This is a genomic window from Vibrio sp. McD22-P3 (genome assembly GCF_021568915.1).
GTDB lineage: Bacteria > Pseudomonadota > Gammaproteobacteria > Enterobacterales > Vibrionaceae > Vibrio > Vibrio mediterranei.
In genome coordinates this window covers 15,996-35,162 of record NZ_JAKGTN010000032.1, presented here as the reverse complement: position 1 = coordinate 35,162, position 19,167 = coordinate 15,996, and the positions used below count along the sequence as shown (strand labels likewise).

At 45.4% G+C, this 19,167-nt stretch carries 16 protein-coding genes and 1 other RNA gene; 8 read left to right on the top strand and 9 right to left on the bottom strand.

The annotated features are described in order from the left end of the window. Positions 1-247 precede the first annotated feature (247 nt). On the top strand, positions 248-2,779 hold the full coding sequence (locus L2W36_RS25325) for a choice-of-anchor D domain-containing protein (protein ID WP_236111897.1): 2,532 nt from the start codon (positions 248-250) through the stop codon (positions 2,777-2,779). Between the two features lie 74 nt (positions 2,780-2,853). Here the strand turns inward: L2W36_RS25325 and L2W36_RS25320 are convergent, their stop codons facing one another. Beyond that, on the bottom strand, positions 2,854-3,921 hold the full coding sequence (locus tag L2W36_RS25320) for a PLP-dependent cysteine synthase family protein (protein ID WP_198557464.1): 1,068 nt from the start codon (positions 3,919-3,921) through the stop codon (positions 2,854-2,856). A 123-nt stretch (positions 3,922-4,044) separates the two neighbouring features. On the opposite strand from L2W36_RS25320, the gene L2W36_RS25315 reads away from it, so the two are divergent. From L2W36_RS25315 to L2W36_RS25305, 3 genes are all read left to right on the top strand, one after another. Further along, positions 4,045-4,506, top strand: coding sequence for an Lrp/AsnC family transcriptional regulator (locus L2W36_RS25315; protein ID WP_063605778.1), 462 nt, complete (start codon positions 4,045-4,047; stop codon positions 4,504-4,506). Positions 4,507-4,614: 108 nt separating this feature from the next. Then, the gene (locus tag L2W36_RS25310) at positions 4,615-5,790 is read left to right on the top strand and encodes an iron-containing alcohol dehydrogenase (protein WP_236111896.1); all 1,176 of its coding nucleotides are present in this window, start codon (positions 4,615-4,617) and stop codon (positions 5,788-5,790) included. After that, on the top strand, positions 5,790-7,229 hold the full coding sequence (locus L2W36_RS25305) for a coniferyl aldehyde dehydrogenase (protein ID WP_236111895.1): 1,440 nt from the start codon (positions 5,790-5,792) through the stop codon (positions 7,227-7,229). Before L2W36_RS25310 ends, L2W36_RS25305 begins: the two co-directional genes overlap by 1 nt. 51 nt (positions 7,230-7,280) lie before the next feature. Here L2W36_RS25305 and tesB read toward each other — a convergent pair whose 3' ends face one another. Further along, entirely contained in the window at positions 7,281-8,156 is an 876-nt protein-coding gene (tesB, locus tag L2W36_RS25300) for an acyl-CoA thioesterase II (RefSeq protein ID WP_038222333.1), read from the bottom strand. A 205-nt stretch (positions 8,157-8,361) separates the two neighbouring features. On the opposite strand from tesB, the gene L2W36_RS25295 reads away from it, so the two are divergent. Further along, a complete protein-coding gene (locus L2W36_RS25295; protein WP_236111894.1) occupies positions 8,362-8,817 on the top strand; it encodes a YbaY family lipoprotein in 456 nt (151 codons plus the stop codon). Positions 8,818-8,837: 20 nt separating this feature from the next. Here the strand turns inward: L2W36_RS25295 and L2W36_RS25290 are convergent, their stop codons facing one another. Beyond that, complete coding sequence (locus L2W36_RS25290; RefSeq protein ID WP_236111893.1) at positions 8,838-9,140, bottom strand: MGMT family protein; 303 nt, start codon at positions 9,138-9,140, stop codon at positions 8,838-8,840. A gap of 51 nt (positions 9,141-9,191) precedes the next feature. Between L2W36_RS25290 and L2W36_RS25285 the strand changes: the two genes are divergently transcribed. Both L2W36_RS25285 and ffs read left to right on the top strand, forming a co-directional pair. Beyond that, a complete protein-coding gene (locus tag L2W36_RS25285) occupies positions 9,192-9,932 on the top strand; it encodes a hypothetical protein (RefSeq protein ID WP_031496556.1) in 741 nt (246 codons plus the stop codon). A 193-nt stretch (positions 9,933-10,125) separates the two neighbouring features. Continuing rightward, positions 10,126-10,222: signal recognition particle sRNA small type (gene ffs, locus L2W36_RS25280), an RNA gene on the top strand. 513 nt (positions 10,223-10,735) lie between these two features. Here ffs and L2W36_RS25275 read toward each other — a convergent pair. From L2W36_RS25275 to L2W36_RS25250, 6 genes are all read right to left on the bottom strand, one after another. After that, positions 10,736-11,878, bottom strand: coding sequence for an iron-containing alcohol dehydrogenase (locus L2W36_RS25275; protein WP_236111892.1), 1,143 nt, complete (start codon positions 11,876-11,878; stop codon positions 10,736-10,738). An 11-nt stretch (positions 11,879-11,889) separates the two neighbouring features. Beyond that, positions 11,890-12,690, bottom strand: a complete 801-nt coding sequence (gene rhaD / locus L2W36_RS25270) for a rhamnulose-1-phosphate aldolase (protein ID WP_236111891.1) — start codon at positions 12,688-12,690, stop codon at positions 11,890-11,892. A gap of 83 nt (positions 12,691-12,773) precedes the next feature. After that, the gene (locus L2W36_RS25265) at positions 12,774-14,033 is read right to left on the bottom strand and encodes an L-rhamnose isomerase (RefSeq protein WP_006071370.1); all 1,260 of its coding nucleotides are present in this window, start codon (positions 14,031-14,033) and stop codon (positions 12,774-12,776) included. An 11-nt stretch (positions 14,034-14,044) separates the two neighbouring features. Next, positions 14,045-15,490: a rhamnulokinase gene (gene rhaB, locus L2W36_RS25260; protein ID WP_236111890.1), complete on the bottom strand. Its 1,446-nt coding sequence runs from the start codon at positions 15,488-15,490 to the stop codon at positions 14,045-14,047. 325 nt (positions 15,491-15,815) lie between these two features. Next, complete coding sequence (rhaM, locus tag L2W36_RS25255; RefSeq protein WP_006071368.1) at positions 15,816-16,139, bottom strand: L-rhamnose mutarotase; 324 nt, start codon at positions 16,137-16,139, stop codon at positions 15,816-15,818. A 12-nt stretch (positions 16,140-16,151) separates the two neighbouring features. Next, positions 16,152-17,873, bottom strand: a complete 1,722-nt coding sequence (locus L2W36_RS25250) for a purine-cytosine permease family protein (protein WP_236111889.1) — start codon at positions 17,871-17,873, stop codon at positions 16,152-16,154. Positions 17,874-18,230: 357 nt separating this feature from the next. Here L2W36_RS25250 and L2W36_RS25245 point away from each other — a divergent pair, with 357 nt between their 5' ends. Next, positions 18,231-19,025 (top strand): helix-turn-helix domain-containing protein, encoded by a 795-nt coding sequence (locus L2W36_RS25245; protein WP_236111888.1) that lies wholly within the window; start codon positions 18,231-18,233, stop codon positions 19,023-19,025. Positions 19,026-19,167 lie beyond the last annotated feature (142 nt).

Here is a 19,167-nt window from a genome sequence, read left to right as displayed (position 1 = left end):
TACTCGGCTTAGTACCAGTTAGCACTATTTTCTGGTACCAGATTAAGATGGTTATTGAGGGGAATAATAATTTGCTGGTACCACGAAATAGTGGCAACTGGTACCTATCAGGTATTTTGGCTTTTCTATTATTAGTTCGATTGTGAGCCGTCAATTGTGTGCGACATTAAGTGCAATATTTCAGAGTGCGGCAATCATAAAGTCCCTATTCAGGGAAGAACATTGACTTTATATTTGGAGAAATAGAATGAAGCCTTCTCTCTGTCTCTCGCTAGTATCTGTTGTGCTTTATTCAGTACCAACAGTAGCGGATGAGCTTTTTTATGATGACTTTAATTCGGGGTTGTCTAATTGGATTGCTTATGGAAATACCAGCACCAGTGACACTGTCGTTATTGATGGTTTATCGGCTTATCTAAAAGAAACGGGTTCAATAGAAAGAGTAATAAACGTCAGCGGTTATAGTGATATTAATGTGGACTATTTGCTCGCAGCAAGACTACTTGAGTCAGCTGATTATTGTATAGCAGAATACTCTACGGACGATGGTAACAGTTACACTCAAATGTCAGCGCTCACTAATGGGCAAGACGGTGGCGATTTTTATCCATCGTCGATAACTATTCTTTCGAGCAACAGCCTAACCCTTCGTTTTAGAGCGCAAACGGGTGGTGCTGACCATTGCTATGTGGAGAATGTGTCAGTAACAGGAACAGCCAATTCGGGCGGAGAGAATCCAAGTATTGTTGTAACGGAGCAAGCCAACTTTGGTAACCAGCTGATTGATAGTCAAACTCAAAAGCGAATATCGGTAGCCAATTCAGGAATGCAGTCGCTCACCATTAACAGTGCTCAAGTTTCTGGCGCGGATTATGTGTTAGTCAATAATAGCTGTGATGGAGTCACGCTGAATAACAGCACCTCTTGTGATGTGACGGTGCAGTTTGAGCCAACGACATCTGGATTAAAAACCGGAACACTTAGCCTAGATAGTAATGATCCTCAAAATCCAACCGCTCAAGTGACGTTAAGTGGCTATGGTGTTGAAGATAACAGCGGAGAGTATACGGAGAATTATCAACCGCTCACTGGCAGTGGGAATGTGAGTCGTAACCAACTGAGTTATTCTGAGCTTAACAGTAGCAATGCAGTTTCCTATTTAGCGACAACTCAGGCGTTTGCATTACCGAGTGAGGCTGCTCAACCAGAGCATAATTTTGAAGGGACGTTAACTCTTATCGCCCCTGAGAGTGCAGGAGTCGGCCAGTTTACCGAGCATAGAGATACCTTCCGTTACACTGGGAATGGTGATGATCCTAGAAAGCATATTCCGGACTTCTCCTTCTCATTTGTTCAAAGTGGTACCCACTTAATTCCTGTAGAACGCGGTATTAATCTTGGCTCTCATCCATACTGGGAGTACATTTTAGAGCCGGGGAGAGTATGGAAAGAAAACTCGGACAATGGTTCAAGCCGGGCAGCCATTCCGTTTTCTCTTATCCAAAAGAACTCGAATTGTGTCCATAATGGCCTAATGATGTTTACCTTTGATAATCAATCTGTTAGTCAGGTCGCTTATCAGATCGCCTCTGAAACATGTCTGTATTATCAGTTTGATATGTGGGGAAGTGTAGCCGCTACGTATACTCCTCATACTGTCGCAGACAGCTTAGCGCTCAAACAAGCTCATCAGGCGTATGAGCGCTCGAAAATTGAAACGCGAGCCTTGAGTGAACTTGTTAGTGACTATCCATCTATTGGCTTGAACCTTGCCAATATTGGTAGTGGTGTGACGCCGGAGCATATGACCGCTTATGGGGTGTTTTTCAACGGTGTTCACTACCGTGCTGAATGCAGTACACGACAAGGTGTGCACCCGTACTGTGATCGCTTGAGAATGCCCTCTTATTCAACGGCTAAAACCGCATTTGCGGGTACGGTTTCGATGAGGCTAGAGGCTATGTATCCAGGCTACATGAATACTGACCTGACTTCACTCGTACCAGAAACTGCCAATGATCCAGAAGGGGATTGGCAAGATGTAACACCGAACCATGCGTTGGATATGGCGACGGGTAACTATAGATTGTCCTCAAGTTCTATGAGTGATGAAGGCTCGACGGCTAATGATACTGGCTTCTTTCTGGTCCTAGGCCACCAAGACAAACTCGATTACTCAATAAGTCGTTATCCTCGTAAGTCGGTGCCGGGTTCATTGTTTATCTATCACACGACCGATACCTATATTGCAACCGTTGCAGCTCAGAATTTTACCAAGAGTCAGTTAGGTAGCAGCTTTGATGTATTCAATGACGTGCTGGTGGCGGATATTTGGTCGCCACTGGGTATTGATGAAGGTTCGAAAGACACCCGTCGCACCTATGACAGTGAAGGTATGCCATTTGGTGGATTTGGTTTGACCTTCCTGAGCGATGATATTGTGAAGTTGTCTAAGTTCACTTCTATTGATAGGGGCGCCGTTAATGGTCAACAACTACTGGATCCAGCAGAACTAGCGATCGCGTTATTTGAAGACCCAACGTCACCTCCGCTGCCGACGACAATCACTAATAAATATTATGCCAATAGTATGTGGGGTAAATCTGTGATGGTTGATTCAGGATGTGAGGTGATGATTCCGTTTATGTCGGGCTATGGTGGCATACAGTTTGTGATGTTGCCGAATGGTGTGATCTATTATTATGTGAGTGATAATGATGAGTTTAATTGGGATACAACTGCTATTGAGTTAGGCAAATTGGCACCGTATTGCAATTGAGGTCTAAAGCTAGGAATTGAATAAATAAAAACGCCACTTCGCTTACCGAAGTGGCGTTTGGTCTTCATTGAAGATTAAGCCAGTTCACCTGTCGCTTCGAAGCTTTGTAGCTTGTCAGTGTAAGGTTGTAGATCGCCAATGTTGTTATTAATCCACTCAGCATTGTAGTAAGTGTCTAGGTAACGCTCGCCACTGTCACATAGTAGGGTGACAATAGAGCCTTTCTCGCCGCGCTTTTTCATTTCGCCAGCCAATTGCAACACACCGTATAAGTTAGTACCTGTCGATGCCCCGACTTTACGACCTAACATTTTCTCCAACCAGTGGATGGTAGCAATACTTGCCGCATCAGGAATGGTGCGCATTTCATCGACCACACCTGGGATAAAGCTAGGCTCCACACGAGGACGGCCAATGCCTTCAATTTTGCTACCACAGTCACCGGTAATATCAGCATTACCTGTTTTGAAGAAGTCATGGAACACGGAATTCTCTGGGTCGACAACACACAATTTAGTGTCGTGCATTTGATAACGTATAAAGCGTCCGATTGTTGCAGATGTACCGCCAGTTCCTGGGCTCATTACTACCCATGTAGGAATCGGATGATCTTCTAGCTCCATTTGATTAAAAATCGAGTTGGCAATGTTGTTGTTACCGCGCCAGTCTGTAGCACGCTCTGCGTAGGTAAATTGGTCCATATAGTGACCGTTAAGTTCTTTCGCTAAGCGGTGAGACTCTGCATAGATTTGGTCAGGACGATCAACTAGGTGAGCTTTACCGCCGTAGAATTCGATTTGCTCGATCTTCTTACGAGCTGTGCTCTTTGGCATAACCGCGATAAATGGCAAACCAAGTAGGCGCGCGAAGTAAGCTTCAGAAACCGCAGTGCTACCTGATGATGATTCAATAACTGTCGTCTTTGGACCGATCCAACCGTTACAAAGCGCATAAAGGAAAAGAGAACGCGCTAAGCGGTGTTTTAACGAACCAGTAGGGTGTGTACTTTCATCTTTTAGATAAACATCGATACCCTCGATGCTTGGAAGATCGAGTTTGATGAGGTGCGTATCGGCTGAGCGTTGGAAGTCTGCCTCAATTTTACGAACGGCGCTGTTAATCCATTTAATATCGGTACACATAAGTTTTGTTTCCTACTTTGTTATCGGTATGGTGATAATTTACCTACGTATCAAGAGAAAAACTTTGCTATATTGACTTTGAATTCCCCTATAGGTAGAAAACTTTTCTATTTGGAGCTGTTTGTGGATATAGATAATACTGATAAGAAGTTGTTAGCGCTGTTGCAACAAGACGGCACCTTGTCGTTGAACGATCTGGCAGAGGCCGTCAACCTGACCACGACCCCATGCTGGAAGCGCCTAAAAAAGCTTGAAGACAACGGCATTATTGAAAAGCGCGTCGCTTTGCTAGACCCAGAAAAGCTTGGCTTGTCATTCACCGCTTTCGTGCAAGTCAAAACGACTGATCACTCACATGAGTGGTATAAAGAATTTGTCGAAACCGCATCACTTTTTCCTGAAGTGATGGAGTTTTATCGCATGGCGGGTGAGTATGACTACATGATGAAAGTACTGGTTAAAGACATGAAATGTTTTGATGAGTTCTACAAAAAGTTGGTCAATAGTATTGATGGTTTATCTAATGTGACCTCGACATTTGCCATGGAACCGTTGAAGTACACCACGGCGTTACCGATACGTTGATTCAGTAAAAGCTCTCAACTTATTGCCATCAAGCTTGCTTCGTCTGAGTAATCACTCTATAAAAATAGACTAGATTCATATCAAAATTGGCAGGCAAAGGAGTGTCATATGCTGCATCAGTTAATGGTGTCGGTAAAAAAACCGTTTATCAAAATGGTACCAGTGCCTAAGCCAGAGTGCTTGTCGGGCTCTGGTCAAGTGCTTAACGTTCCATCACTATGTCATCAGTATTCAGTGAAAAGGCCGTTAGTGGTAACGGATGGAGTGTTGAGAAAACTGGGGCTGCTCGATGATATGCTGGCCGCATTAGACGCCGCCGCTATTGAATACAGTTTGTTTGATGAAGTCCTTCCTGACCCCGACTTTGCCACGGTTCGCAAAGGCGTTGAGCGTTATAAACAGCAGAGTTGCGATGGCATTATTGCGTTCGGAGGTGGGTCACCAATGGACTGCGCTAAGGCGATTGCTGGCAGTGCGAAATCTAACAAAGATGTCTCTAAGCTGACGGGATTGCTTAAAGTACACCGTCCACTGATGCCCATTATTGCGATTCCAACAACAGCAGGCACAGGCTCTGAAGGGACGGTAGCGGCGGTAGTCAGCGATGTAGAGTCCAAAATGAAGCGCTCTATTACCGATCCGTTCTTAGTCCCGAAAGTGGCGGTGTTAGACCCTGATATTATGTTGGGCTTACCCCCACAAATTACCGCAGAAACGGGGGCGGATGCCTTAACTCATGCCGTTGAATCCTATCTGAGCCAATATTCAAATACCTTTACTGAAACGTGCTCAATCAACGCAATTCAAGCAATTTTCGACTATCTTCCAGCTGCTTATCTGCAAGGTAGTGACAAAGACGCGCGAGAAAAAATGGCTATAGCGAGTTATGAGGCTGGCTTGGCGTTTACCCGAACTTATATTGGTTATGTTCATGCAATTGCCCATCAACTAGGGGCTTTTTACCATGTTCCTCATGGTAGGGCGAATGCGGTGGTATTGCCCCATGTACTTCGCTTTATTGAACAAAGAGATAACGCAAGACTGACAAAGCTGTCGTTGGCCTTGGGATATAAAGACAGTCATCACTTTATTGAAAATGTCGATTCGTTGCTCCGTACTCTGAATATTCCAACGGTGATACCGGAGCTTAAGAAGTCCGACATTCCTCGCTTGGCAAAACAAGCGATTAAGGAAGCGTTTGGTGAGTATCCGGTACCTGAAGAGATGACGGTAGCGGAGTGCCAACAACTATTAGACACATTACTTGATACAGGAGCGCATTAATGAGTGCAGTTGAACTCAATGAACAACAGATGATAGAGCGGCTTCAAGAACAGAAAGTCGCATTTAAAGAGTCTCCTTGTATTAGTCGCGAACTCAGACGCGTCAACCTGCTCAAACTGGAAAAAATCCTGCGAGAGAATCAATCTGAGATCTGTGAAGCCATCGCTAAGGACTTTGGGCATCGTTCTTCAACAGAAACAGCGCTGCTAGAAATTTTTTCTTCCATTGATGGCATTATTGATGCCAGAAAGCAGCTAAAAAAATGGATGCGTCCAAAACAACGTCATACTTCAGTTTGGTTCTGGCCTGCGAAAAATAAAGTCGTGCCTCAACCGTTAGGTGTCGTTGGGATTATCGTACCTTGGAACTATCCCCTTTATTTGGCAGTGGGGCCTATGACCGCCGCGTTAGCTGCGGGTAACCGTGTCATGGTAAAAATGTCGGAGAACTCAACTCATCTCTGCCAAGCTTTAGCGCAAGCATTTTCCAGTGCATTTACCGAAGATGAAGTGTGTTTTATCTCCGAAACTGGCTCGACGGGTAAAGCGTTCTCAAAACTGCCATTTGACCATCTTATCTTTACTGGTTCAGGTGCGACGGGCCGCAAGGTTATGGCGGCGGCGGCAGAAAATCTAACACCGGTGACCTTAGAATTGGGCGGAAAATCGCCAACCATCATCGCACCAGATTACGATGTGAAGAAAGCACTAAAGCGTATCCTTGGCGGCAAAGTGTATAACTCTGGGCAGACATGTGTGGCACCAGATTATTTGTTAGTACCGGAAGACAAGCTCAAGCAGGTGATTAAAGCGGCGAAATCAGTGATGAAGAGTCGTTATAAAACCATTGACCACCCAGACTACACTGCAGTGATAGATGAGGTGTCGTTTACTCGTCTTAACGAGACGCTTCAATCGGCGAAGGAAGGGCAGGGCGAGGTGATTAACCTTATCCCAGCAAGTGAGCCAGACGCTCAGACTCGACGTTTTCCTTTACATTTAGTGGTAAGCCCCGCTTGCGATGAGCCTGTCATGACCAGAGAGATTTTTGGTCCTATCTTGCCAGTGCTGACTTACAAATCCATGGACGATGTTTACCATTTCATTAATGAACGTGACCGACCACTGGCGCTGTATCTATTCTCTGATGATAAAGAACTGCAACAAGCGGTGTTGGAAAACACCATGTCCGGCGCGCTAACTATCAATGATGTGATGCTTCATGTGGCACAGCATGATTTGCCGTTCGGTGGTGTAGGACCAAGTGGTATGGGGCATTATCATGGGCGCGAAGGGTTTGAGACTTTTTCTAAACTGCGTCCAATCATGCACCAAGGCAAGATGTCAGCGATTGGCTTTTTACATTCACCTTACTCAGGATTCGCTCGTCGTGTGGTGAATTATCTAATCAATCGAAAGTGGGGCAAATACCCTCACTAACCTGAGAATCAGAGTAAGGACGAAAGGCGGGGACGATTCCCCGCCTTTTTATTAGTATCGTGACGTTTCGTCGGTAAAGCGCATAACCCCTTCTTGAACTGAAGAAGCAATGAGCTCACCTTTTTGGTTGAAAATTTCGCCACGAACCAATCCTCGAGAGTTACTAGCGTTCGGGCTATCTATTACGTACAACAACCACTCATCCATTTTTACAGGACGATGGAACCAGATGGAATGGTCGATGGTGGCAACCTGAAATTTAGGGGTTAACAAGGTAACACCATGGGGATGCAGTGCGGTAGTTAAGAAACCCCAATCAGATGCGTATCCAAGTAGGTACTGGTGGATAAGCTGATTGTCTGGCATCTCACCGTTCGCACGAATCCAAAGGTATTGTTTGGGTTCTGCCTTCTCTGGCTTCAATGGATTGATGACGGTCACCGGACGCATTTCAATTGGTTTTTCACCGCAAAAAGCTTTGCGAAGCTTTTCTGGGAGAAAGTCAGCGATTCGTGCTGCCAATTCAGATTCTGAAGCGTAGTTTTCTGGTCCCGGTATTTCTGGCATAGCGCTTTGATGCTCAAAGCCCGGAGCCTCACCATGGTAACTTGCCGTTAAGTAGAAAATGGGGCGACCATTTTGGATGGCTTTGACGCGGCGAGTACTAAAACTCTTGCCATCTCTCAGGTTTTCTACATCGTAAATGATGGGCTTTTCTGGGTCGCCGGGGTAGAGAAAGTAACTGTGGAAGGAGTGAACTGTTCTATCTTCAGCTACGGTATAACGCGCTGCAGACAACGCTTGTCCAATCACTTGGCCGCCATAAACTTGCGGTAAACCAAGGTTCTCACTTTGCCCTCGGAACAAGTCAACTTCGAGCTGTTCTAGCTGTAATAGTTCTAATAAATCGCTTAGTGGTTTACTCATAGCACCCATCTTTTATTCATAACTTTATTAGCCAAGTGTGGGTTTTGCTGTCAATTTCGTCAAGCAGAGAAAAATGTAGGAATTGGGTGAATTTATTGAAAAAAAGCGTGTTTTTGTTAAGCGAGATACCATATATCTGATATGTTTATTGCATATTGTTCCTGTTTTTTGCACAGGTTGTAATCAAAAACTCAAGAGAGGCATCATGAAAAAGACACTCATCGGCACGCTGGTTATTGCTTTAGGTCTAGGCTTGGTAGGGTGTCAATCTGCACCTCAATCAGACGCGGCATCTCAAGTTGAACAACAGAAGAAGATGGAAGACAGTATGTCATCAGTGAAAGGCACAATTGCTTACAGAGAGCGTATTGCATTACCGCCTAATGCCGTAGTGACAGTGAAACTTCAAGATGTATCGCTACAAGACGTTGCTGCCCCAGTGATCAGTGAGCAAACCTTTACAACCGATGGTGCACAAGTGCCGTTTGATTTTGAGTTAAGCTACGACATGGCAGATATTAAAGCTAAGCATACTTATAGTGTGAGCGCTCGCATTGAAGTAGATGGCAAGCTGCGTTTTATCAGTGACACCTCATACCCTGTTATCACAGACGCGAACCAAACAGCAAACGTAAATATGATGTTAGTTGGCGTGCGCTAATACCTATCACTGGATGGCAGTTATGGCTGCCATCCAAATTCTTTCAAACGAACCTTACCTTTGATTGAAAATGCCACACCTTCCTCCATTAATCGCGCTCTCTGCCTCAAAAAATCATCTCCTTTCAGCGATATCTCCCCTTTGCCATTAATCACTCGATGCCAAGGTAATGCACTGCCTTCAGGTAAGTTGCCTAAGGCTTTACCAACATGGCGCGCATAACCCGGATAGCCCGCCATTTTGGCAATTTGGCCGTAAGTCGCGACTTTTCCAAGTGGAATTTGGTGAATTACTGCAAAGATTTGCGCCTTAAATTGATCCATACTGAAGATGTCCTAGTTCATTTTGCCAAGGATAGGTAATAAGGAGGAGCTATGGTATTTTCCGTTTTTCAATTCATAATCACAAGTCTACTTGTTGTAGTTTGTGCTAGAACTATCAGCGTTACCGAAGGGGATATCCCTGTGCTAGCGATGATGATCCCTGCGCTGTGGATCTTGCCTCAGGGTGGCATAGCAGGACTGATGCTGCTTGCATCAATGGTGGTATATGGCCTCACTTTGCCCCTTCAGTCCATTGCGATGTCGGTGGCGGTTTGGATACTAATCCCAGTGTTTTCTGTCGCGTTTTCCAAACGAAGTAATATATGGGTCGTCAGCATCATAGGGCTCATAGTCTTGACCCTGAATGTGGGTATTATGCTCACCCAATCCGCGGGTAAATTAGGTGGCACCCCTATGGTAACACTCGTTCAAGCTTTCTCAGTTTTCGTTGCTTGGTATGCGGCGCGAAACTGGAAAGGTTCAACTGAGCATAGCTGGTGGTCATTAGCATTGATATTGCCAATTTGGGCGGCCGGTTTGCCATACGCCGCGCTGGTATCTTTGTGTATGACCGGAATTTTAGCTTCGATGGAAAGTCTCGGAAGGCTGAAAACATTTCGTTGGAACAAGCTGTTGTGCTGGACACTGCCCACGGTAGGTTTTGCCGCCTTAGTCGTGGTGCCATCGATAGAGGTGCCTAAACCAGTATTTGTTGTTTGGCTCTGTTTATTGGGCACAGCATGGATGACCGATTACATTCTGAGCATAGACGAAGAACAGCAAGAACCTTAAAGCCCTTTTTGAACAAGTAAAAGCGCAGACATTGACTACAGTGTCTGCGCTTTGACTATTCTGTAAGCACTTAATCTACTTAGGGTACAAATTTGCAGTGATGGCCTTGCATTCATCGTCACGATACCTGATAATCCTCCCACGCCTTGCAACAGTGACCCTTCACCAAGCAACGCAACAAAATCTATGGAGGCCCTGGTCCTCCCGCAACAATAGCTCGTGAACTCGGTCAGGTCCGGAAGGAAGCAGCCGCAGCGAGTGACTTGTGTGCCGGGATGTGGCTGGGGCTTCCACCCATTGAAAACGCCGCTTTTATAAGCGGCGTTTTGCTATCTAAATCTCATCAGATCTTCGCTAATTACCGTCTTTCCTGTGATAACAGGAATCTATCCATACCGTCCACTGAATCACATGAACTATCTCAACTAGCTATCTTACGAGGTTGGCTTACTCATGCCTCAAAGTTTGATAGCCGAGTGCTTAGTGTAATCTTCTATTTCTGCAGATTTACCTATTTTTTCTGATAGCAGACTTTATTCATCACACGCGCAAAGGAGCCTGCATACCAGAGAATAATTAGAAACAGGATTAGGAGAGATCTAGAATGCAGCCGTAATTACGGACAAGATACATAAACAGAAAGTCTTGGTGCTTACATAAGTACCAAGACTTGGTTGATAATGCATACGCAACAAACAGTGTTGATAAATTTCAACTGGATATAGGGGAAATAGGGAAATGCCAACATGGTTTTGTTGGCATTTGTGTTGCGGAACAAAGAGTAAATACTGAATCTTCCGGAGCTACAGTGCTTTTCTATACAGTGCGATTACTTGATCACGAGTCATTGGATGCGGGTTACCGCCTGCACAAGGGTCTGCCAGAGCATCATCTGCCCAGCTCTGAATATCTTCTTCCGTTACGCCTAGTTGAGCAAAGCCTTCAGGGATGCCTACTCGGCGGTTAAGAGCATGAAGTTCATCTATCGCTGCCAGACTTGCTTCTTCAACGGTCATACCAGAGGTGTCTGCGTCAAGCGCCTTGGCAACCTGGGCAAATTTTTCAATGCAGTACGGGCGGTTAAACTCACACACGACAGGCAATAGAATTGCATTGCATACCCCGTGTGGTAAGTCTTTGTGAGCACCGGCAGGGTGAGCCATTGCGTGAACCATACCCAGACCTGCACTGTTAAATGACAAGCCGGCGATAAACTGACCGTATGCCATCATTTCACGTGCTTCGATACTTGTGCCGTCATCAACCGCTTTTGGTAAGTTTTGCGCGATGGTTTTGATTGCTTCCAGAGAAATATAATCGGTTAGTTTGTGTGCCCCAACAGATACAAAAGATTCAACCGCGTGTGTTAATGCATCAATACCGGTTGCTGCCGTTGTACCGCTTGGAACACCAAGCATAACACTAGGATCGTTCACTGAAATTTCCGGAATGATCTTGTCCGAGATAATTACGTGTTTAACGTGTGTCTCTGTATCAGTGATCACTGCGTTACTCGTCACTTCTGCCGCTGTACCTGCAGTGGTATTGATTGCGTACAGAGGAACGCCAAGCGTTATTACTTTCTCAATACCGTTATACGCTGCAATCGGACCATCATTAGCAGAAAGGATTTTGATGGCTTTCGCGGTATCAATTGAGCTGCCACCACCGAAACCAATAATAAACTGCGCCTCAGACTCAGAATACATCTTGTATGCGCTGTTCACGGTATTGGTGTCCGGGTTTGGACGCACATCTTTGAAAAGCATCAGGTTAAGCGAACTGCTGAGAAGTTTGTCAGCAAAGCCGAGCTCTACCAGAGCCGGGTCGCAGATCAGAAGACCTTTTTCACTGCCATGCTCTTCAGTCAGACGTTCAACTAATGCTTCAATTGAGCCAACACCGGAGTAGTTGATCTTCGGAAAAGCTAGTTTGAACACACTCATAATATATACCTCTATAGATTGAATTCTCGTTTCAAAATATCCATATTTTTTCTCGTCACACCTTCAGGCTCATAACCAGCAGCTATACACATCAGGTATAATTTTGCGCCTTTGTTGGCGACATCTACGTAATCAAATGCTTGCAGCGCATCGGCACCGGAAGCGGTTGCACCGTGTTTTTCCCAGATCGCAACGTCATGCTTAAGCAATGCTGCTGTTGTACCATCCGCTAACTCTTCTGAAGAAGGCAGACAGTACGGGATCATGCCGATACCGCGTGGGACGAATGCACGGACTTCCGGCAGCATCTTCCAGCAGGTATGGGTGAACAGCTCGCTGCTCTTTGAAATGTCTGAGTGATGAGAAAGCGCAATCAGTTCAAGTGGGTGAGTGTGAACTACGGATTTGTGGTCAGAGCCTGCTTTGCTTTTTTCTACAAGAATCTTAATATGGCTGATAAATTCAGAGGTTGGGGCGAAATCTTCACTCGCTTTTCCGCCCCAGATGATTTGGTAACCGTTTGCCGCTGCGTTGACTTTAAGTACACAACCCGCATAGTCAGGCTCCCGCAGTTCACGGATTCGTTGGCCAGTACCTTTTACGTAATAAATGCGGTTAGCACTTTCTATTGGCAGTTGCAGTGGCAGTGTTTTTTCTTGCACGTCAACTTGCGGGATTTCATCGAATAGATCTGTGATGTCCACAGAGATGTTACCGCCGTTGCGCTCTGCCCATTCACGTTGCCAAAGGTACTGAGAAACTTCACTGACTTTCTCTATTTCACATATCACTGCATCGTTTAATTGAATCATAGTATTAGCCTTTTATATCTAGTTAACTTAGCCAAACAAGTCAGAGGTAGAATCTGACTTGTTTGATTGTTGAGCGGTTTGAATTAACGTGTTTCCAGAATGGTTGCTTCGTAATCCTTCACATCGTTGATCCAATCAAAGCCAACCGGGACTTCGTTTTGCAAACAGTGGTAATTCCATACAGCTGCCCATGGTAGAGAATGAGCCTCTTCAATCAGTCCAAGGCGTGTGGTGTAATCGAAGGATGCTTCTGCCGCTTTTAGTTGCTCTACTGGTTCAAGCAGGGCTTTAAGTAGTGCTTTTTGTGCGTTGCGGGTACCGATAACCCAAGCCGCCACGCGGTTGATTGATGCATCAAAAAAGTCCAAGCCAATTGCTACGCGATCCAGCAGGTTGTTGCGTACGATTTCACGCATGATTGCCTGCGTTTCGTCATCGAACGACACCACGTGGTCAGAGTCCCAGCGAACCGGACGGGTTACATGTAGCTGCAGGTCATTGACGTACAGTGAACATGCACTGATTTTGTCGCTGATCACTTCAGTTGGGTGGAAATGGCCTGCATCAAGGCATAGTGCCGTGCCGCGGGTTGCAGCGTACGCTAGATAGAACTCGTTGCTGCCAACGGTGAATGCTTCTGCGCCTATACCGAACAGTTTGCTCTCTACAGCATCTTTGTGGAACTCAGGAGAAATCTTCTCAGCTAGAGCTTTGTCCAGAGAGTCTGCAAGACGTGTGCGTGGAGAAAGGCGGTCAACAGGTTGATCTTTCATGCCGTCCGGGATCCAGATGTTCATAAATGATGCTGTGCCAAGTTCACGGCCAAAGTACTCAGAAATCTTACGGCTCGCTTTTACGTGTTCAATCCAAAACTGACGGATATCTTCGTCCGGGTGAGACAGCGTCAGACCGTCGTCTGCTTTAGGGTGAGAGAACAGAGTCGGGTTGAAGTCCAGACCAAGCCCTTGTTTTTTCGCCCACTCAACCCATCGAGAAAAGTGCTCAGGTTTGATTTGATCACGTTCAACATATTCATCGGCATCGATGTAAATCGCGTGCAGGTTAACGCGCTTCTTACCCGGAATAAGAGAGAAAGCTTTTTCCATGTCCGCACGCAGTTGATCTGGTGTTTTTGCCGCGCCCGGGTGGTTACCCGTTGCTTGGATACCACCACTCAGGGCTGTTTCTGGCGATTCAAAACCACGTACATCGTCGCCTTGCCAGCAGTGCATAGAGATCGCTGTCTGGCTCAGTAGCTCCATTGCTTTATCTGTGTCCACACCGTATTTTTCAAAAACCGCTTTTGCTTGTTTGTAAGCTGAAATGATCTGCTCTTTGCTCATGGTTATGTACCTTATTTAGTTATTTGTTGGAATTGGGATTTGATTTGTTCCAATCCCTCAATAGGGTTTGCAGTGAAGCTCTTAACATCGGAAGAGGCATCGATAATCTGGCGGCCTTCTTCCAGCGAAGTAATAATGTTGGACGCGATAAACTGGTTAATCACGTTGCCCAGTGCCGAGGCTTCTGTCGGTTCGGTCGATACCCTGATCTGACAAACATCGGCACAAAGTTGGTTCAGGAACTTATCTTGCGTGCCGCCGCCGACAATACGTAATTCAGTTATGGATTTGCCGGTGACTTCCGCAAGCTCGGTCAGTACCCTGTCGTACGCTAGGACTAAGCTGTCGTAGATACAGCGAATGACTTCGGAAAGAGTTTCCGGCGCTTCCATGTCACGCTTGTTGAACCAGTTTTTAATCGCATGTGTCATCGACGCAGGATTTAAGAAATCATTGTCATTAGGGTTGACGATATACTTAAACGGCTGTGCCTGGCGTGCCAGACTAGCGATATCCGGGAACGTCAGTGATGGGTTTTCTGCTTTAATGCGCTGAATCAGCCACAAGCCCATGATATTTTTCAGTACGCGATAGCGACCATCCACATTACCTTCGTTGGTCAGGTTGTATTGGTAAGCAAGTTCGTCGGTGTAAGGTTCAAAGCTTTCAATCCCCACTAGAGACCAGGTGCCGGAACTCAGGTAAGCCATAGTCTCATGAGTGATTGGTGTTGCTGCTACTGCTGATGCGGTATCATGACTTGCCACAGAGGATACCGGGATTCGTACATCGCCTAAGTGGTACTCACCAATAATGCGGTTTGGCATTTTAGGTGGCAGGAACCAGTTTATTTTTGCACCACATGCGTTAATAAGCTCCTTGCTCCACACTTTCTCTTTGCAGTCCAGAAGCTGACTGGTGGAGGCATTGGTGTACTCACAGTGCTTAACGCCGGATAGCTTGTAGTTAAGGTAATCCGGAATAAACAGCAAGGTATCAATCTCGCCATACCATTCAGGCTGTTGATCGTGGATCGCTTTTAACTGGTTAATGGTGTTAAAAGACAGGAACTGAATGCCCGTTGTAGTGTAGATATCTTGCAGGGTCAGCTGATTATCCGCTAACAGCTTATCTAGGACACCTTCTGTACGTGCATCACGGTAGCTGACAAACTCACCTAAGTGTTTACCAAACTTGTTTAGCAGCACAAAATCGACCCCCCAGGTGTCTATGCCCAGTGAAGTAATCTCAATACCTGTCGCTACTACTTTATTGATGCCTACTTTGATCTCTTCTAGAATTGAGTAGAGATCCCAGCACGACTCATTACCATGCATCACTTGCTGGTTTTGAAAACGGTGAAACTCTTCGAGTTCGATTTTTCCGTTGTTTAGATAACCGACCATGACACGTCCGCTTGACGCCCCAAGGTCTATTGCAATCACAGCCTTCATCATGAATACCACCTCTTGTTCTTTAGAGCTATTACACCGTTTTTTGCGACCGAATAACTTCAAAAATCCCCCCGTAAAAACGCAATTGGTGCGTTTTTTTCAAGAAGCTCATGCGGCGTTTCAAAGTTTTGATAAACAACGTGATACTGCATAGATAAAGTTCTGCCAGAGCTTCTCTAAATGTTTGGTTTTATGTTCTTTTGAAGAAGGAAGCAGTTGAACGGTAAAAGGGGAAGCGCAGATGGATAAAATTCGTCACTGTCAAATAATAAGCCTCGCAATATAGCGAGGCTTAGTGACTGGTTATTTACTGCGATTGGTCTTAACGTTAAGTCAGATAGAAGACGGAATCTAGGGTTACAGACAACGGAGAGTTATCCGGATTGGTTGCCATAATGTCTTGCATATAAGCCCACCATTTCTGACAAGTCTCAGTATTGGCAACACGACCCCAACGCTCCTCACTCTCGATTTCGACATAACCAAATAGCTGATTAGTCTCCTCATTGAGAAAGATGGAGTAGTTGTGACCGCCGTGACTTTTCAGAACGTCCACCAACTCTGGCCAGATTTCATCATGTCGTTTTTTGTATTCTGCCTTACAGCTTTCATTGAGCTGCATAACAAAGGCTTTTCTGATTAAGTCATTCATTTATATACTCTCTTAAGCTTTGTCACGCAGAGTGATCCAGGTGGTCGCCGAGATGAAGTAAATTACAGTCGGATAAATCGCGAACGCTTTAAAGGACTCGAATGCCACTTGGTAGTCAGCACCTGCGCCCCAGACTTTCAATGCAGAAACTACCAACGCAGCCAGAGAGGCCAGAGCAATCGCGCCGGAAGCTTTCTCCAGCAGACTGGCTGGCTTAGCTTCAGTCTGTTGTGCTGCTTCGCGTTTCGCTAGTTCAGCATGGTACTCTTCACGTTGATTCTGCTCTTGTTGGTATTCCGCTTCCTGTTTAGCGTAGTTATGACCGGCACCCATAGATTTCGCTAACGTGATGTAAACGGCCATAGACAGTAGGTAAGTCGGTACAAAAAGGAAGAACAAATGCAGGATGCCCATCTGTTCACACGTTATCGCAAAAACAACACCAATAGCCCAGGTGATAAGTGCCGATTTGTTCAGGTCGTTACCTTGGTACTTAGACCAAAGTGGAGTCAGACCGATTTTCTTGAATACCCAGTGCTCAGACACGATGATTGCGCCAACTGGTGCCAGCAGAAGACCCATGTAGCCCACAAAGTCTAATAAGCGGGTAAATACGAATGGGAAACAAGCAATAATAGCGGTAACAACACCAACGATAGTCGTGATGTATGCACGCGATTTGTTCGGGAAGATACTTTGGATTGCCAGACCTGCACGGTAGATAGTTGGATTAGACGTTGTCCACCCTGCAATGATTACCGCAACGATACCTGTCGCGCCAAGAACCGCGTGAGCGATACCGCCAGCGTCCAAGTTAGACATTGTAGTTTGCATCAGAAGCATAGCTCCCGCACCCATGATACCGGCACAGATCCATGCAATGTAGTGACCGAAGAACATACCAAATGCTGAGAAGTAACCGTATTTTGAGCTTTTAGCAAAACGTAGCAGTGCCATGTCTCCTAAAGAGCCGTGCATTGCTAGGTTACATACCCAAGCGAAAGCAGCAATCTGCCAGAAGGTCATAGATGGTGAACCATCAGGCGTTTGTCCAGTCCAGATGTACTGATCCGCCAGAGACAAGAACTGACCGAAGCCGGTAAAGGTTTCACCGTTCCCAATATTGCTCAGTGCTGGAAGTGCAACCATTCCGCCAGTTACAAACACAACAAGCAGCCATGGTGAACAAACGGTTGCGAACTGAGCGCATTTCTGAAAGCCCAATACTGCAATGGCTACTACAATAGCACCTACAGCGAGTGCCACTGCAACGAACGCAGCACTGGTTGGATACCAGTGTGTCTGCGCCGGAATATCAAATAAGATACGTACCGCAGAGGCCGATACTGTGATCATTGCCCCGCCCAGAGCACAGAAGAGCACGGCGTTGACCACGTTATAGACTTTGTTAAAGCCTGGACCTGCGACTCTGCGCAGGTATTCGTAGACAGTTAATCGGGATTGGGTTGCGATAGGTGCGGTAATGAGTGCCCAGGTCAGCACTGCCATCAGGTTACCAACCACCAGACCCATCAGGATATCAAATGTGCTGGCTCCCCAGGCGACAAAAGCTGCACCGATTACAAACTCAGTACCGGCTACATGTTCACCGGAATAGGAGCCGAGAAAGTGCCGCCAGCCAAGTAGTTTGTGTCTGGGCACCTGCTCTTGTTCATATTCATTGAGGGTTGCTTCTGTTTCTTGCGTTTGTGTAGAGGTAATCGCTTCAGACATGATTGTCTCCTTGCTACTTGTAAGCTCTTGTTTCTTATGTCTATAAATTCAAGTGTGTGAATTTTGTTCTCGTTTGTTTCCCTCTAGAACACCACGTATTATCCATGTGGAGGACAGGGGAATTAGGATTAGCTTACAAAGCTGAGAAATTTAAACCTTGGAAAATTAACATCCAAAACGAGTATTTTGGTGAGTTTTTTAAGGTGGGCAACTTTGCCTTCACACTTTTAAAAATATCAGTAAAAAAGCGAGCAAAAGTGAGATGTTCGACGAGGAAAAACGAGTTTAAACCATCTAAATTTACGCTCATGGAAGCAGAGGTATGCAATGATCTATCTAAAGTCGAGAGAGTTCTTTATGAACTCCAACAGTCCTGTCACTACTGAGCTCAGAGCTCCTCAGGAGCCTTATCCTGAGCACGCGCACTCATTTGAAGAGATTATTATTGTTTCCGAAGGAAGTGGTACACATGTCATGAATGACGTACCAATGAATCTAAGTAAAAACTACGTTTGCTTTGTCAAAAAGAAAGACCGTCATTTATTCGATGCTGTAGATGGCCTCTACTTAAGTAATATTCTGTTTGAAAAAGATAAGCTGCAAGTTTGCTCGGATCTGAAGCGTTTTATGCCAGGTGAATCAGATAGAGAAACGGGCTGGTTTATTAGTGAAAATACCGCACAAAGTGTGCGTCAGCTGATCGAACGCTTGCATGTTGAGTCACATATCGACAGTGAAGAGTCACGCATGATTACTCAGTTCATTTTTCAGCAGATTATTGTTGAGCTGTGGCGGGGTAAAATGAAAGACGCTGATCTGCTTAATAGCAACGATAAGGTCATTTACGCTTTGTCTCATATCCAGCAGTACTATGCTAGCGTTAATGAAATTGATGATGTTGCTGAGGCGGTCAAACTGTCTTCGCGTCAGTTAACAAACAGTATGAAGAAATTAACGGGCATGAATTTTAATCAGTATCTGCACTACATACGCACCAGCAAAGCGTTTTCCGACATTCTGTATACTGATCAATCTATTACAGATATCGCATTCAGGGTTGGTTATCAGGACAGCAATTACTTCTCCACTAAGTTTAAACAAGTATTCGACCAGACACCGAGAGAGGTTCGAATGAGACATTTTGTTAAATAATCTCTGCATAATTCGAATGTAATCGCTTTCGGAACGGGTAAGGTTATATTTAAGCGTAAGCTGATAAGAATAAAATAATGCAAATAGGTTGGGTGGTTCGAAAGCTCGTAACTTGTCTTTGTTCAAAAGATTTCTACAAAAC